The 14,580-nt window shown below is 33.3% G+C and carries 15 protein-coding genes and 1 tRNA gene; 8 read left to right on the forward strand and 8 right to left on the reverse strand.

What is annotated here, in order from left to right:
- The first annotated feature begins 68 nt into the window (after nt 1-68).
- Nucleotides 69-140, forward strand: a tRNA-Glu gene (locus B0E44_RS12735).
- A gap of 235 nt (nt 141-375) precedes the next feature.
- Here B0E44_RS12735 and B0E44_RS12740 read toward each other — a convergent pair.
- Complete coding sequence (locus B0E44_RS12740) at nt 376-1,026, reverse strand: DUF1349 domain-containing protein (RefSeq protein ID WP_077375703.1); 651 nt, start codon at nt 1,024-1,026, stop codon at nt 376-378.
- Between the two features lie 147 nt (nt 1,027-1,173).
- On the opposite strand from B0E44_RS12740, the gene B0E44_RS12745 reads away from it, so the two are divergent.
- Nucleotides 1,174-1,944, forward strand: coding sequence for a LuxR C-terminal-related transcriptional regulator (locus tag B0E44_RS12745; protein ID WP_077375706.1), 771 nt, complete (start codon nt 1,174-1,176; stop codon nt 1,942-1,944).
- 216 nt (nt 1,945-2,160) lie between these two features.
- Here B0E44_RS12745 and B0E44_RS12750 read toward each other — a convergent pair whose 3' ends face one another.
- Entirely contained in the window at nt 2,161-2,865 is a 705-nt protein-coding gene (locus B0E44_RS12750) for a LytTR family DNA-binding domain-containing protein (RefSeq protein WP_077375709.1), read from the reverse strand.
- Nucleotides 2,862-3,692 (reverse strand): sensor histidine kinase, encoded by an 831-nt coding sequence (locus tag B0E44_RS12755; protein WP_165688800.1) that lies wholly within the window; start codon nt 3,690-3,692, stop codon nt 2,862-2,864. The genes B0E44_RS12750 and B0E44_RS12755 overlap by 4 nt, the downstream gene beginning before the upstream one ends.
- 213 nt (nt 3,693-3,905) lie before the next feature.
- Between B0E44_RS12755 and B0E44_RS18840 the strand changes: the two genes are divergently transcribed.
- A complete protein-coding gene (locus tag B0E44_RS18840; protein ID WP_165688801.1) occupies nt 3,906-4,055 on the forward strand; it encodes a hypothetical protein in 150 nt (49 codons plus the stop codon).
- A gap of 139 nt (nt 4,056-4,194) precedes the next feature.
- Nucleotides 4,195-5,448: a S41 family peptidase gene (locus B0E44_RS12760; protein WP_077375717.1), complete on the forward strand. Its 1,254-nt coding sequence runs from the start codon at nt 4,195-4,197 to the stop codon at nt 5,446-5,448.
- A gap of 401 nt (nt 5,449-5,849) precedes the next feature.
- Here B0E44_RS12760 and B0E44_RS12765 read toward each other — a convergent pair whose 3' ends face one another.
- Nucleotides 5,850-6,740: a winged helix-turn-helix domain-containing protein gene (locus B0E44_RS12765; RefSeq protein WP_077375720.1), complete on the reverse strand. Its 891-nt coding sequence runs from the start codon at nt 6,738-6,740 to the stop codon at nt 5,850-5,852.
- Between the two features lie 111 nt (nt 6,741-6,851).
- Here B0E44_RS12765 and B0E44_RS12770 point away from each other — a divergent pair, with 111 nt between their 5' ends.
- The 4 genes from B0E44_RS12770 to B0E44_RS12785 all read left to right on the forward strand — a co-directional run bounded on the left by B0E44_RS12770 (nt 6,852) and on the right by B0E44_RS12785 (nt 10,039).
- Complete coding sequence (locus tag B0E44_RS12770) at nt 6,852-7,418, forward strand: hypothetical protein (RefSeq protein WP_077375803.1); 567 nt, start codon at nt 6,852-6,854, stop codon at nt 7,416-7,418.
- 267 nt (nt 7,419-7,685) lie between these two features.
- A complete protein-coding gene (locus B0E44_RS12775) occupies nt 7,686-8,450 on the forward strand; it encodes a helix-turn-helix domain-containing protein (protein WP_077375722.1) in 765 nt (254 codons plus the stop codon).
- Between the two features lie 72 nt (nt 8,451-8,522).
- Nucleotides 8,523-9,014: a DUF1398 domain-containing protein gene (locus tag B0E44_RS12780; protein WP_254423293.1), complete on the forward strand. Its 492-nt coding sequence runs from the start codon at nt 8,523-8,525 to the stop codon at nt 9,012-9,014.
- 485 nt (nt 9,015-9,499) lie between these two features.
- A complete protein-coding gene (locus tag B0E44_RS12785) occupies nt 9,500-10,039 on the forward strand; it encodes a hypothetical protein (protein ID WP_077375723.1) in 540 nt (179 codons plus the stop codon).
- 220 nt (nt 10,040-10,259) lie between these two features.
- Here the strand turns inward: B0E44_RS12785 and B0E44_RS18845 are convergent, their stop codons facing one another.
- The 4 genes from B0E44_RS18845 to bglX all read right to left on the reverse strand — a co-directional run bounded on the left by B0E44_RS18845 (nt 10,260) and on the right by bglX (nt 14,571).
- Complete coding sequence (locus B0E44_RS18845) at nt 10,260-10,451, reverse strand: hypothetical protein (protein WP_077375726.1); 192 nt, start codon at nt 10,449-10,451, stop codon at nt 10,260-10,262.
- 7 nt (nt 10,452-10,458) lie between these two features.
- A complete protein-coding gene (locus B0E44_RS12795) occupies nt 10,459-11,184 on the reverse strand; it encodes a DUF3667 domain-containing protein (protein WP_077375729.1) in 726 nt (241 codons plus the stop codon).
- A gap of 167 nt (nt 11,185-11,351) precedes the next feature.
- Nucleotides 11,352-11,846, reverse strand: coding sequence for a hypothetical protein (locus tag B0E44_RS12800; protein WP_077375732.1), 495 nt, complete (start codon nt 11,844-11,846; stop codon nt 11,352-11,354).
- Between the two features lie 508 nt (nt 11,847-12,354).
- On the reverse strand, nt 12,355-14,571 hold the full coding sequence (gene bglX, locus B0E44_RS12805; protein ID WP_077375809.1) for a beta-glucosidase BglX: 2,217 nt from the start codon (nt 14,569-14,571) through the stop codon (nt 12,355-12,357).
- Nucleotides 14,572-14,580 lie beyond the last annotated feature (9 nt).

Below are 14,580 nucleotides of genomic sequence, written 5' to 3' on the forward strand. Positions count from 1 at the left end.
ACAAGAGAGAACTACAAATTAAATCTTGGAAAAGTAGAATTAAGATTCAAGAATTAATTTTAAAAAAAGATTAGCTCAGCTGATTCAGGGCATTCCGATTTCATCGGAAGTGGTCGGGGATTCGATCCCCTCATCGCCCACACAAACAAAAAAGAACGCCATTGGATTCCAATGGCGTTCTTTTTTGTTATCTTAAAAATAAAACTCAATTTATTAAAAAAATTCAACTGTAGTGTTGTGTTTTTGTTTACTCTTTTAAAACCTCTAATTTTATTTAGATAGTTTTCTGTAATAGAAACCAACTATTCATAAAAAAACTGCTTCAACAATTTTGCTCAGCAGTTTTCTTGATTTAAATAAGGAATATAAATAGTTTTATTGATTGTTCTTCAACCATTCTAATCGTCTTTGGTCTGGCAGGTGTGTAATTTTAAAATCCTCAAATATTGCAGCAAAACCTTTTCCGTCTGGACTTGCAGCCATCATACCAACCTGAACTGTTTTAAATTCTGGAAAATAGACCGTATTTGTCATTGTAAAATTCTTTCCATCTGTAGAGTAGAAAATTTCAACAGCATCTAATCTCCTTACAGCTTTCATCCAGACATTTTTTGGCTGTTCTTTTAAACCTAAAACACTCCAAGAACTTTTATCAATGGTATGCACTGTACTTATGTTATAGATTCCATCAACATATTCAACACCGGTTTTGATATAATTCTTTTCATCTATTCTCAGCATTAGACACACTTGGTCAAATCTGGTTTTGTAAGCACCGCTCATTTTAACAACTACCTCAAATTCACCGCTTCGTTCAGTGTAAAGAAACGGACCGTCATGTACCGTAAAACCATAGTGGCTTTTTGTCCAGTAGTCAGATTGAGGTGTTACTTGCATTGTAAGCTTATTGTCTTTTATTTCCCAATTTTCCGGTTCGTTTAACCAGTTCATTGAATTCAATTTTTGGGCATTAGTTTTTACAGTGGTCATACTTAAAATGATCAAAACTAAACAGATTCTCTTCATGATTTTTAATTTTTTATTAGCCTACAAAGTATAGAAATACTAATTTATGACACAATAGTTATTTATAACCATTTATTTTTAAACAACTCATGTTGATTAACTTTACGATCTTAAATTTTCATTAAAAACAAATAAATACAATTTCGCATGAGTGTTATTACAAAGATGGAAAATAAGTTTTCTTCAGAATCTCTTGACAGCTTAGATAAACGCAGGGAATCAATTGATCAAGTTGTAGAAATGATGAAGGGATATGTGCAGATAGAACATTCTGTAGCAGTGATATCAGACCTTGCAGAAAAAAAGAGTTATATTTTATCGGGAAATTTTCGAAACTTTTTTGAGATGGATTCTTCTGAATATTTTACTATTGATTCAATTTGGGAAGATGATATTTACCAACGGATTCACCCTGACGATCTCTTTGACAGACATCTTTTAGAATTAGATTTTTTTAATTTTTTAAAGACTTTAAAACCGGAAGAACGCTTGAACTATACTACCAATTGCAAAATTAGAGCTATAAATAGCAATAAAGAATATCAGCATATTCAGCATCGAAATTTCTATCTAAAAAACAGTTCCCAAGGAGGCTTGTGGCTTGCTGTCTGTCTTTACAACTACTCTTATGAGAGACCCGAGTCTTTCAGCGGAATCGACGGAAAGATAATAAATACAAAAACGGGTGTTTTTTTTCCTGTTGGTGCATACGAAAATTGTATTGGTCTCTTATCAGTACGTGAAAAAGAAATCTTAAATTTAATAAGTAAGGGAGTAATTAGTAAAGAAATTGCCAATAAATTGAATATTAGCATTAACACCGTCAATAGACACAGACAGAATATTTTAGAGAAATTAAATGTTAGTAACTCTATGGAGGCTGTAAGAACTGCAAATGCACTGCAATTGTTAAAATGATTTTTTATTATAACTAAGTATACAAAGACAAATATACCATTTGATGGCAAGGCATTATTGGTCTTTGAATTTATATTATTTTAAGCTTTCAAAAAAAGTTAAAATAGGTATCAAGTGTTCGATTGCAGTCCCTGAAATTCCACCAAAAAAATCCTTAAGAAATTAAGGAGTTTTTTTTATGCATTTATTTTCCTCCATTTTTTGAAGAACTGTAAATTATAAAAGCATTATAATATTCTCTTTATAGGTTTGACCAATTGGTACTTTATATTCATCAATTAATATCCTGTTGCCTTCAATCTGTTTGATTTTATTTTTAGCAACAATAAAAGATTTATGGGTTCTTATAAAATCAAGTTTTGGAAGCAACTGTTCAAAAGTTGAAATTTTTTGAGGACTAACAATCATCTCATTCTTTAAATATACTTTGGTATAATGTCCATAAGCTTCTATAAACAATAAATCTGCAAAATGAATTTGATGGTACTTTTTATCACCTCGCAAGAAAAAACTATTACTATTTGATTTCATTTCGCTGGTTGACGATGCAGCTATGCCTTTCTTGTTTTGAGTACTATCAATTGTCTTGCTAATCGCTTTTATAAAGCGTTCAAAGCTAAATGGTTTCAGTAAATAATCAGAAACATTAAGTTCATAACCTTCTAAAGCAAATTCTTTATAAGCCGTAGTAACAATTATTTTGGGTGGATTTAATAGCGTTTTTAAAAAATCAAACCCAGATAGTTTAGGCATGTTAATATCTAAAAACAACAAGTCTACCGCATTTTCATTTAAAAACTGCATGGCTTCAAAGGCATTATAACAATTTCCTTTCTTTTGCAAATGCGACAAATTTTCGCAGTAGTTTTCTATAATGCGATGTGCAATAGGCTCATCATCAATAATCAAATAGTGAATCATGTCATTTCTATTTTAAGCTCTAATTTATAAACAGAATCTTTAACTTCAATTTTCATATGATGCTTATTAGGATATAATAATTTTAAACGCTGTTTTAAATTCTGTATTCCAATGCCGGCAGTTCCCCTGGATCCCTGTGGTTCAAAGTTATTTTCAATGTCAAAATAAATTATATCAGTATCAGTTTTTATATCAATATGAATATAAGCATCTTCTGTTAAGCTTTCTACCCCATGTTTAAATGCGTTTTCTAAAGGAATAATAAATAGTAATGGTGCAATTTGATAATCAATTTCGGGGCTATGACTAAAAGCAATATCCACCCTTTTTTGATATCGTATTTTATGCAACTCAATGTAGTTCTTTAGATATTCTATTTCATCCTTTAATGATACAACATCTTCTTTTCCCATATAAATGGTATAACGCATTATTTCAGATAATTTTAAAACAACATTTGGTGCATCATCAGATTTCTCTATTATTAAACCATACAGATTATTTAAAGTATTGAAAAAAAAGTGCGGATTAATCTGGCTTTTCAATAACGATAATTCTGCTTTGGATTTTTTTGATTCAACTGTTTTCAACCATTTCCATTGCTGATAAAACCAAGTTAAAAGCAATACAAAAAATGGAGCTGTTAAGATGATTTTAATTTCTTTTTCCTGCTGGAAGTAACTATTTACATCATCAATATAAACTCTTATATAGTAGAAATAACCTAAAGCTAAAACGTAAAAGCCAATTATAATCAATACGTGTTTTTTAAAATACGAAGGGGCTATAATGGAGAAAAAAGATAATCCAACACCAACTAGTCCCACGAAAGTTATTGGATTGTCAACTATTTTGGAATTCCTATCATTTATAATGATTACCAAAAAAATAATAATCAGGGCAACTAACTTTAGACTAGTATGTTTATGCTGCTTTAAAAACGAAAAATAATGAATAGGTAAAGAGATTAATAGCCAGCTAAAAATAAAACTCAATACGTTGGCTAATATTGCCGAATTATCAATGTAAATAAAATCAAAATGCAACAAAACAACCACTATTATCCTTTGGATCAGCAATCCATATATAAAGGCTTTGTACTTTTTAAGAAATTCAATCATGGTTCAAAATTAACAAAAATTGACTTTTTTACAGTACAATGTGCTCCAATTCATTTAAAAGGAGCATAAACGCTATGTTTTTCGACTTCAACTAGATTTGAATGTACAAATCAATTGTATGTGATTACTATTAATGGGTTTATGATAAATATTTTACACCGTTATAGTTTACTGATATGTTTGCTGAAAATTATAAAACTAAAACATTATGAAAACCTATTTTAAAACTATGCTCTTGATGCTATTTGTAATCGTGCAAAATACAGTAGCACAAGACACTAAACATCAAATGAACACAAAAGAGAAAAATGCCGTTGTATCAGCAATAAAAACTCATATCGAGGAATCTTATATCGATTTAGAATTATCAAAAAAAATGATAATTGAACTGGATAGAAATTTAAAATCTGATAAGTACAAGAAAATCACAAGTCCTGCTGAATTCTCTAAAACAGTAACCGAAGATTTGCAAAGTATTAGTAAAGATTTGCACCTAAAAGTTCGATTTGAACCAGAGCGTATTGCTCAGGAAAAAAGTATTGTTTCTCAAGAAAAGCAATTAGAAATGGAGAAAAAAACGGCAATGCAAATAGCCGAAATTAATTACGGATTTACAGAGGTAAAAATTCTGGACGGAAATATTGGCTATTTAAATTTAACCCAATTTGCAGATATAAAATATGCTGAAGAAACTGCTACTGCAACTATGAATTTCTTGAGCAATGCCAATGCAATTATTATCGATTTACGTTCAAATGGAGGCGGAGTTCCAAGTATGATGCAGTTATTATCGAGTTACTTTCTTGATGAAACCCCCGTTTTATTAAGTGATTTTTATGAACGAAAAACAAATACAAAAACACAGCTGTACTCATTTGCAAATGTGAATGGAAAACGAAGTACAAACAAACCACTTTACATTTTAACTAGCAAGCATACTTTTTCTGCGGCAGAAGCATTCACATACACTTTAAAACATTTAGACAAAGCCACTGTAGTAGGCGAAGTTACTAAAGGCGGTGCTAATAGAACAAAACGAATTAATTTAAATGACGAATTTACAATAGCAGTCCCCTACATACAATCTCTTCATCCAGTTACAAAAACAAACTGGGAAGGAAAAGGTGTTCAGCCAGACATAAAAACGAAAGAAACTGACGCTTTTGTGGTTGCTTATGTAGATGCCATTAAAAAAACCTTTAAAAGAAATAAGAATACCGTATTAAACAAAATTGGATACAATTTTTTACAAGAAAAATCACTTGATGATGCTCTTATCGTATTTCAAGAAAATGTAAAATTATTTCCAAATGATCCTAATTCCTGGGACAGTTTAGGAGAAGCCTATTTTGCAAATCATGATAAAGAAAATGCATTAAAATCATACAAAAAAGCTTTAGAGCTGGAGCCAAATTCAGAATCGGTAAAAGCAATGATTCAGAAATTAGAAAAAATGAATTGAGTAAAAAAAACTGGTAGCAATCACTTGACGAAATAGCCATTGTATTTATTAGTTAGGGGTATTCTATCGAGCGACATTGCAAACGTAAACGAAAAAACAAAAAGTCTTTAAAATCGATTATGTTGAAGGCTTTTAATATAAAGTGAGATGATTCGAACGCCAAATAACCTTACTTTACACTATCAAGAAACTTCAAAACTGGCATTAAGTGTTCGATTACAATCCCTGACACTCCACAAAACTTCTCAAGAAATTGGGAAGTTTTTTTTGCCCTAGATTTAATTTCTAAGAATTCAGAAAACAAAGAAAATAAATTGTTCCAAACACAAGGCTTCGACTAACATTTGTTTAAAGTTAATTTATCCTACATAAAAAGCGCTATTAATAGGAGCCTCCTCTACCTAAGAGCTGATGTTAAGCTTATATCCTTTACCTCGTATAACAACAATTTTGACATTCGGGTCAAATTCCAATTTTTTTCTAAGTTTTGATATAAACATATCCAGACTGCGACCCACAATAACACCTTCATCTTCCCATATCTCTTTTTGCAGTCGGCTTCTCTCTATGGTTACGTTGGGAGACAATGCAAAAATGAGCAATACACGGGTTTCCGTTCCGGTCAGGTCTATTGTATTTTCATTTATTATGAGATTCTGATTCTTCGCATCAAACAATACCGAGCCCAAAGTGAACATATTTGTATGCTGAGCGTCTGGTAAAGTTTTGCGCGGCTTAACAGATCTCAAAAAAACAAAACCAATAAATGCTAAAAATGACAGACCGCCCAAAAAATATTCATTCTTTGCTATAGCCAGACCATTCGGTTTGAATTTAATGTTAATCCTGTAACAGGCGACGGGCTGCCTTCTTCCTAAACAGGCTACAATATTATCTTTCTTATTTTTTGATATGGCGTATCCATAGACTACGCTGGAGTTACCACAGTTCAAAACGTTAACGATATAATCACTTGCGAGGGGATCTTTTGCCAACAAACGTTGGGTAGTAATTAGCAGGGAGTCCGGTTGAAAAGCAAAATCATTCTCAAACCTGATCTGGTATTCATTTTCGGAGAGCTTTTTTACCGGAAGCACCCTTGATGTACTGTCGCCCGATTGTAAGAGTATCTCATGTCCGATCCTGCGGAGTAAAACTTCCCTTTTGGCAATAGCAAAGTCATCACTATCAGTCATACTGAAAGCAGCACAGATTACAGAAATAAACAAAAGCAGCATGAATCCAAATAGGTATTTGCCTTTCCCGGACAGGAGATTTCGGCTATCAAGCATAGTGTCAAGTTTTTATTTACAAAGTTTACATTTTTATTTACAATCCCAATCTCTCAAACCGAAAAATATCAATGTAAATTCGCAGAATCAATTTGAAAAGATATGAAACATATGAAAAAAATCATCTATGTGCTGATCTTACTGCTGGCTGTGGTGAGCGTACTAGTATTTACCTTCGGTCCGTTCGCCTACGGCTCGGTTGCTAATCGTGAAATTAAAAATGAAACTAAGCCGTTGTCCATTGCTGACAGAAAAGCCGGCCTAGATGGCAGGAAAAAATGGGAAGCTTCGCCTGATGGTATAAAGTACAAAGAATGGGAGGTTTCGCCTGAAGGTAAAAAAGTGCATGCCAGTCATGATAAAATAAAAAAGTCCATAAAAGCTTTCACTAATATGGAGGCCGTGGTAACCTCTGTTACTTTTCAGAGCGCAAACGGGAAATCATCAAGTCCAAAATGGCTTATAGTCAGGATTAATGGTGAAGAATACATGATGCAATTTATTCCTAAGGATTTTCAGCAGTTAAATAACCTGAAAGTTAACGACAAAATAATTGTAAGAAGCCGCAGCGCAGGGTTTTCACATAATCATCCCTATTTGATAATATCGGGCGACTATATTGCGCAAAATAATAAGGTACTTTTTAAACGCGACTTTAGCAAAAATAAAGGTTGCTGAGGATTAGGTACCTCGCGATTAGCAACACCCAAGGTTGCAAGCCGAACGGAGCTGAGTAACGATAATTAAAACCGGCTCTAGCATCTCAAAAAACGCTAATAAATATTCAAAGAATTACAGGCAATAGCTGGTTTTATCTTTCTAAGCGGGAAATTACCCAAACGGAAAATTGTATATATTTACAACTAACTATAAAATTACTACTACTAAGTGAAGCTGCGGAACGTTAGTTAGAATTTTAAAGAACCCATACCAACAGGCAAAACAATGAAATTTGAAAAACATTTTCCGACCGAAAGGCTAAAACCCTACATCAAATATTTTGTAGTGTCGGAGAATGAATTGGAAAATGAATATAAAGTTTTTCCATCTTCTGGACTTGTTATTGGATTTCAATACAAAGGAAAACTTGCAAACATAAAAGATAACACGGTGACTAAGCTGTCTTCGGCAGGAATAACAGGAATTACTGACGGATACAAAGTCTTCAAAAATTCGGCAGAGATAGGAACTATATTGGTATACTTTACTGAAATTGGCTTTACTCATTTTGCTTCACATCCTGCCAACGAGCTCTTTAATTTAAGCCTTTCACTTGACGACATTTTTGATAAAAACTGCATAACGGAAGTAGAAGAAAGATTAGCAATAACGAACACAGATAAACTTCGGATAAAAATAGTTGAGCAGTTTTTAGTATCTCAACTCAAAGACATTCAAACCGACAAATTAATTATTGAAGCGGTTAAACTCATTTACCAAAGTAATGGAACAATCCGCATAAAAGAACTGAACGAAAAGCTATTTATCAGCCAAAGTCCTTTTGAAAAGCGATTTCGAAAAGTGGTTGGAACAACAGCCAAAAAATTTGCTTCCATTGTTCGTTTCAATGCAGTTCTTGACAATCTGAGCGAAACTAAAACACTGACTGAAATCTGCTACGAGAACAATTTTTTCGACCAAGCTCATTTTATCAAAGACTTCAAACAATTTACAGGAGACACTCCCGAAAACTTCAAACGCTTCTTGTAGAAAAACGATTTTTTACAATTACAGGTTTTTTCATCATCGCATCTTTGCATTGTAATCTTAATGTAAAGACAAATGATACCATCAATTACAGAATCGACAATCACATTATCGAGTTTGAACATTATGATTACATGTAATTCAAGAAATCGTTTAACAATTAAAAATCAAGAAAAAATGTTTACAGTAGAACAAATCAAAACTGCTCACAGCAAAGTGAAATCAGGTGCAGACTTTCCGTCTTACATCAAAGAAATTAAGGCATTAGGAGTTACACACTATGAAGCTTATGTAACAGATGGACATATTAACTATCACGGTGCAAATGATTATACAGCAAAAGTGCCTGCTAAGTATGAACCGTTAGTAATTGCTGAAAAATCAAAAGGCGAAGAATTTAAAGTCGAGTTAGTTGCTCATCAACAAGGCAAAACAGACTTCCTCACTTTCATTAAAATGTGTGCCACTTTCGGCATCGAAAAATGGACAATCTGCATGGATAAAATGACCTGTACGTATTACGACAAAGTAGGAAACGAAATTTTGGTTGAAAAAATCCCACAATAATTAAAAATAATCAAATAAGGGATAATTCAATTTAAAAAAAATGAGGCTGTCCGAAAAGTAATTTTTCGGACAGCCTCATTTTTTTGCTCTATATTCAAAATTTCCAAAATAATAGAATTAGAGGCAAAAGAGAATCAGGGACTCGAACGAATGCCAAAATTCAATTTTTCATTATTTGTTTTTTCTGGGAAGCTGTAGCTAAATTATCCTAATGTATTGAATGCATTGATTTGCAAATAAAATGCTGGCAAAACCAACTAAGTTACTAGGTTAAACTAATACATCTAAAATTGAGTTGCTTTTTATCGTCCTGTCTTCCTTTTATATTAAACCACAAAGTCAATAAAACAATCTAAATTGTTAATTAAAAGTTAATTTTAAGTACTATGCGATACACAATACCTTTTTAAAGACATATATTTGCATAGAATATTATTATATAATCCAAACTATTTAATCAATCATCAATCAAAAAACCATTAATCATGAAAAATTCAGTTTTAATCTTAGGAGTTGCATTAGTATCATTTTCAACTATTTCTAATGCAAAAAACACAGTTACCTTATCATACCAATCACTTGAAAACATCATTGTATCAGATGATATTATCGAAACACAAAACAATGCTGCAGGGAAATTTGAAAAACCATTTTTGGCTGAAGAAGCTGACGTATTCAATCCTGAAACTGTAATTGCCTATAACCCGAAAACAATAGAAGAAAACATTACCGAAGGCGATAAAATTGTAGAGACTGCAGTTTCTGATGATTTAGAATTTATGGCATATGAACAATCAATGCGTGAAATAATTGCTCAATCCGATTTGATTACAGAGAATACATCTTCTGATAAAATTTATCCGCTTTACATCGAAAGAACAATATCTGATGAAATAACAGAAATGGAATTAATTATCGAAAGTAACATTACCAATGAGGTAAAACCATTAGACTTCAAAAAAATCAATGGTGATTCTTTGATGATTAATTCAATCAATACTAAAAAATTTCTTGGGATGAATTAATGCTAAAATTGACAAAAGTAAGCTATAACTTAGGGGATTTTAGAGCGTTTACACGAAAGAAGAACTGCCATCTCCCAAGTTGCAAATGCTATGATTCAACTTCAATTTTAGGTAGTTATTGGTTTAAATGTACTCACTTGGGGGTATCCCAAAATACAAACCATTTTCCCATTAAACCTATTGCCCAAATCCGTTATAGCATCTATGTTAGTGGAGTTTTTTATTTTTCAGTTGTTTTTTTCAAGTCTTTTATGATTAGGTAAATTGATATTATAAAAACAACTATATAAAGAACATCTAAGACAGGTTCTTTCAGCGTTAAGTTTTTAAAATCAATGTGCTTAATTAAAGTCAAGCCTAGTGTAAATGCAATAAATACAAAAAACCAATTCATTCCTTTTTTATTGTCCATATTTTAATTAATGTTTGTTTATTAAATCTATTATTGTTCCAATAAGTACAGGGAAAATCCAAAAAGTAATCATTCCCAAAATGTATGCGAAAAATCCTTTTATATAATTTGCTACATTATTCTTGTCATAAAATTGTCCGATTGCCCAAACGCAATATGCTATTCCTATAATACCAGCAATTGTCATTATGTTATAGTGTATTATACCCTGAATAATTACAAAAACTGAAAAAATCAACATCCCCATTCCCATAACAAAACAAAGCATAATTAGAACTTCATAAAAATTGTAGTTATATTTTCTGAAAAATAGTTTTAACCATAAAGCGATAAATATTCCCATCATAATATTTGCATAACCATAATGGTCTTGCACCCATTTTACAATAGTACTAACAGCACTTGGGGCTTCGTCTTTAGCTTCGTGATATTTTACATAACCGTCTTCAATATGAAATAAGTGGTTTGAAATTGTATAAATCAAAGAAGTTATGATGATGAATATGATAGGTTTTACTAGTCGGCTTCTGTTTTCTAAAAGATATTTACGAATGTTTTGTCCTGGATTTGTTGCAAGTTCACGAATTGTATATAAAATTCCACGTTCAAAATGCAGAACGTGCTCAATTTCGTGAATTATGTATTTTTTGTCAATTCTTTTAAGGTAAGTCGGTTGCCCACAATCGGGACAAAATTTTGAATCTATTTCTATATTGCAGTTCTTACAGTCCATTTAATTAGTCAATTATAGTGTCAATTTGAAGGTTTACGATCGGTTCGGCAAAATTGCCACTAACAGTTCTGAGACTAAATTAAGCCCTATTATCGGATTTGCCAAATCTCCCAAATACAAAACCATCTTTCCATTAAGCCCAATGCCCAAATCCGTTGTCGTGGCTGTTACCTGCTGTTTATTTTACTGAAGTTTTTAAACACATATCCATTATATTCAATTATTGAATTGTCTTTTTCACTTGCTCCAAGAACTATTAAATGACCGATTTCATCGTCAAGATCAAAATTTATTTTTAGGGTCAGAAGCTCTAAAAAAGTTTTTGAAAACAGTTCATTTACCGTTTTTGGTATTTGTTTAAAAATCTTCTCTGCTTCAAACAGGAAGAACATTTTATTTGAATCTGTGGCGTAAACTATTGGGACAATTGTAGTATTTTCAATTTTTTGATTATACACAACAATACAACTATAAATTTCTCCACAGTTTAAGTAAAAATATGGTTGGTTTAGTTCAGCAAGATTCTGAAAATTGTGGTTACCTTCACTAATATGTAAGGCTATTTCAAATTGCATTTGATTACAATTTGGACACTTCAATTTTTCCCCGTCGAAAAAATATTCTTCTTTTTTACAATTCGGACAAACATGGTAAATATCCATTTGATTACATTTTTGGTTTTAAATAGCAGGTAACTAGTATATAGGTCTGACGATGTCCGACTTATCAAACCTAAATTGGGTGGCTTTGTCTGTCAAATGCCAGTATTTGTTTGTTTTCAAATATATAAATTTATTCTTATAAATCTTCTAAAGGACTTTTTATTCGCATGCTACAATCATTCTATTTTATGAATCTTCTTAAACACCCCTCCAATTGTGCTTACAATGCTTCTATGTGTTTTCGCTTTCGGCAAGTTGGGATTTAAGAGTTTTTCTGTTTTCCGGCACAATGTTTAGAAAAGTGCTTAAAAAACTAAAGCTGTAAATTAGCCCTGATGGAAGCGGCATCTCCCGTCTCGTTTTTTTAACGAGACGGGAATACAGCGGACAGCAGGAGTGATGCTGATGAGAAAACGAAAAACTGCTGCTCCAAATACTTTTCACAAACAAAAAAAGCGATACCATTCTGCTGAATCGTATCGCTTTTTTTATAGCTGCTAAAGCTCGTTTACTTCACCAATTCAAAACTGTCTTTCAAACGGATATCTGCCGAAGACGAACCGATCATCAAATCGAAATCACCAGATTCTGAAACAAACTCTAATGCGTTGTTGTAAAAAGACAATTTCGGATTGTCAATCGTGAATTCTAGTGTCTTGGTTTCTCCGCGGTTCAATGTGATTTTCTGAAAATCTTTTAACTCTATAATCGGACGCACTACAGAACCTACTCTGTCTCTCAAATACAATTGAACGACTTCCTCCCCTTTTACACTTCCAGTATTGGTTATGTTTACAGAAACGGTAATTATTTCATTATTTTTCATTGTTTTTTTGGACAATTTCAAATTTGAATACTCAAAAGTAGTATAGCTCAATCCGAATCCGAACGGGAATTTTGGAGTAGTTGGCAAATCAATATAGGCTGATTTATAATTTTTATCTCCATTTACTGAAGGTCGTCCTGTATTGAAATGATTGTAATAAATTGGGATTTGCCCTTCGGTTCTAGGGAATGTCATCGGGAGTTTCCCAGAAGGGTTGTAATCGCCAAAAAGTACATCGGCAATGGCGTTTCCAGCTTCTGATCCTAACCACCAAGTATAAACAATAGTTGGCATATTATCGGCAACCCAATCAAAAACCAGTGGTCTTCCCGCATTAATCAAAATAACAATTGGCTTCCCCGTTTTTTGGAGTTCTTTGATCAAATCTTCCTGAACGCCTGGCAACTGTAAATTGCTTTTGCTTTTGGCTTCTCCGCTTTTGTTGAAGTTTTCTCCAATGCTCAAAATGATAACCTCAGCCTGACTGGCTACATGCAGCGCATCAGCAAAACCGTCTTTGCTTTTGTCTTCTACGCCACAGCCTTTGGCGTATAAAATTTTTGTTCTTTTGCCTACTTTATTCTGCAGGCCTTCCCATTGCGAAACGATATAAGTCGAATCAATTTCTTTTACATCAACAGCCCAAAATCCGTGGTTATCTCTTTTTGGTTTAACCATAGGCCCAATAAAAGCTATTGTTTTCAACCCTTTAGAAAGCGGTAAAACATCTCTTTCATTTTTCAGCAGTACAATACTTTTTGCTGCTATTTCTCTAGCCGCTTTGGTATGTTCCGGATTATTTAATGCTGCCTGCTCTCTTTCTGGACTGCAGAATTTATACGGATCATCAAATAATCCTAATTCAAATTTCTTGCGTAAAATTCTTTTTACTGCATCGTCTATTAATGCAACCGGCACTTTATTTTCTTTAACCAGCTGCTCCAAATGATAGCGGTAGGCGTTGCTTTCCATGTCCATGTCGCTTCCTGCAGTTATCGACGCAAGAGCCGCTTCTTTATTGTCTTTTACATAACCGTGAGCCACCATTTCGCCAATAGAACCCCAGTCGGAAACTACAAAACCTTGAAAGTTCCATTTGCCTTTTAGAATATCCCTAAGCAAATAATTATTAGCACTGGCCGGTATTCCGTTAAGATCATTAAACGAATTCATAAACGTTGCAGCTCCTGCATCAAGTGCTGCTTTGTAAGGAGGTAGATACGTTTCCCAAAGCATTCTGTTGCTCATATCGACCGAATTATAGTCGCGTCCGCCAACAGCAGCTCCATAGGCAGCAAAATGTTTTACACAGGCCATAACCGAATTCACATCGCCTAAATTTCCTTGAAATCCCTTAACTCTTGCATACGCAATTTTGGAACCCAAATAAGTGTCTTCTCCTCCGCCTTCCATCACTCTGCCCCAGCGCGGGTCACGAGAAATATCGGCCATTGGTGCAAATGTCCAGTGAATTCCAGAGGCTGCAGCTTCGGTAGCGGCAATTCTGGCAGAAAGTTCCATCGCCGTCAAATCCCAGCTTGCGGCTTCGGCCAACGGAATAGGAAAAGTGGTTTTGTAACCGTGAATAACATCCAGACCAAACAGCAACGGAATTTTCAATCGGGACTGCATTGCCAGCTCTTGGTATTGTCTGGTATATTTTGTCCCCATAATATTCAGCATCGAACCAATTAACCCTTTCTTAATTTCATTTTGTTTATTGGAATTAATAGTGATTGGTCCCGTAGCAGTATTGTCGCCTGTGTATTGATTCAGTTGTCCAATTTTCTCTTCCAGAGTCATTTTCTTCAACAAAGTTTCGACTTTTTGGTCTATGGATTGCTGCGAAAAGGCAAAAACCGATACGAATAGGCATGCCAATGTTATTGCTTTTTTCATTTTAAAAAT

It is taken from the genome of Flavobacterium sp. A45 (assembly GCF_002001005.1).
Taxonomy (GTDB): Bacteria; Bacteroidota; Bacteroidia; order Flavobacteriales; family Flavobacteriaceae; genus Flavobacterium.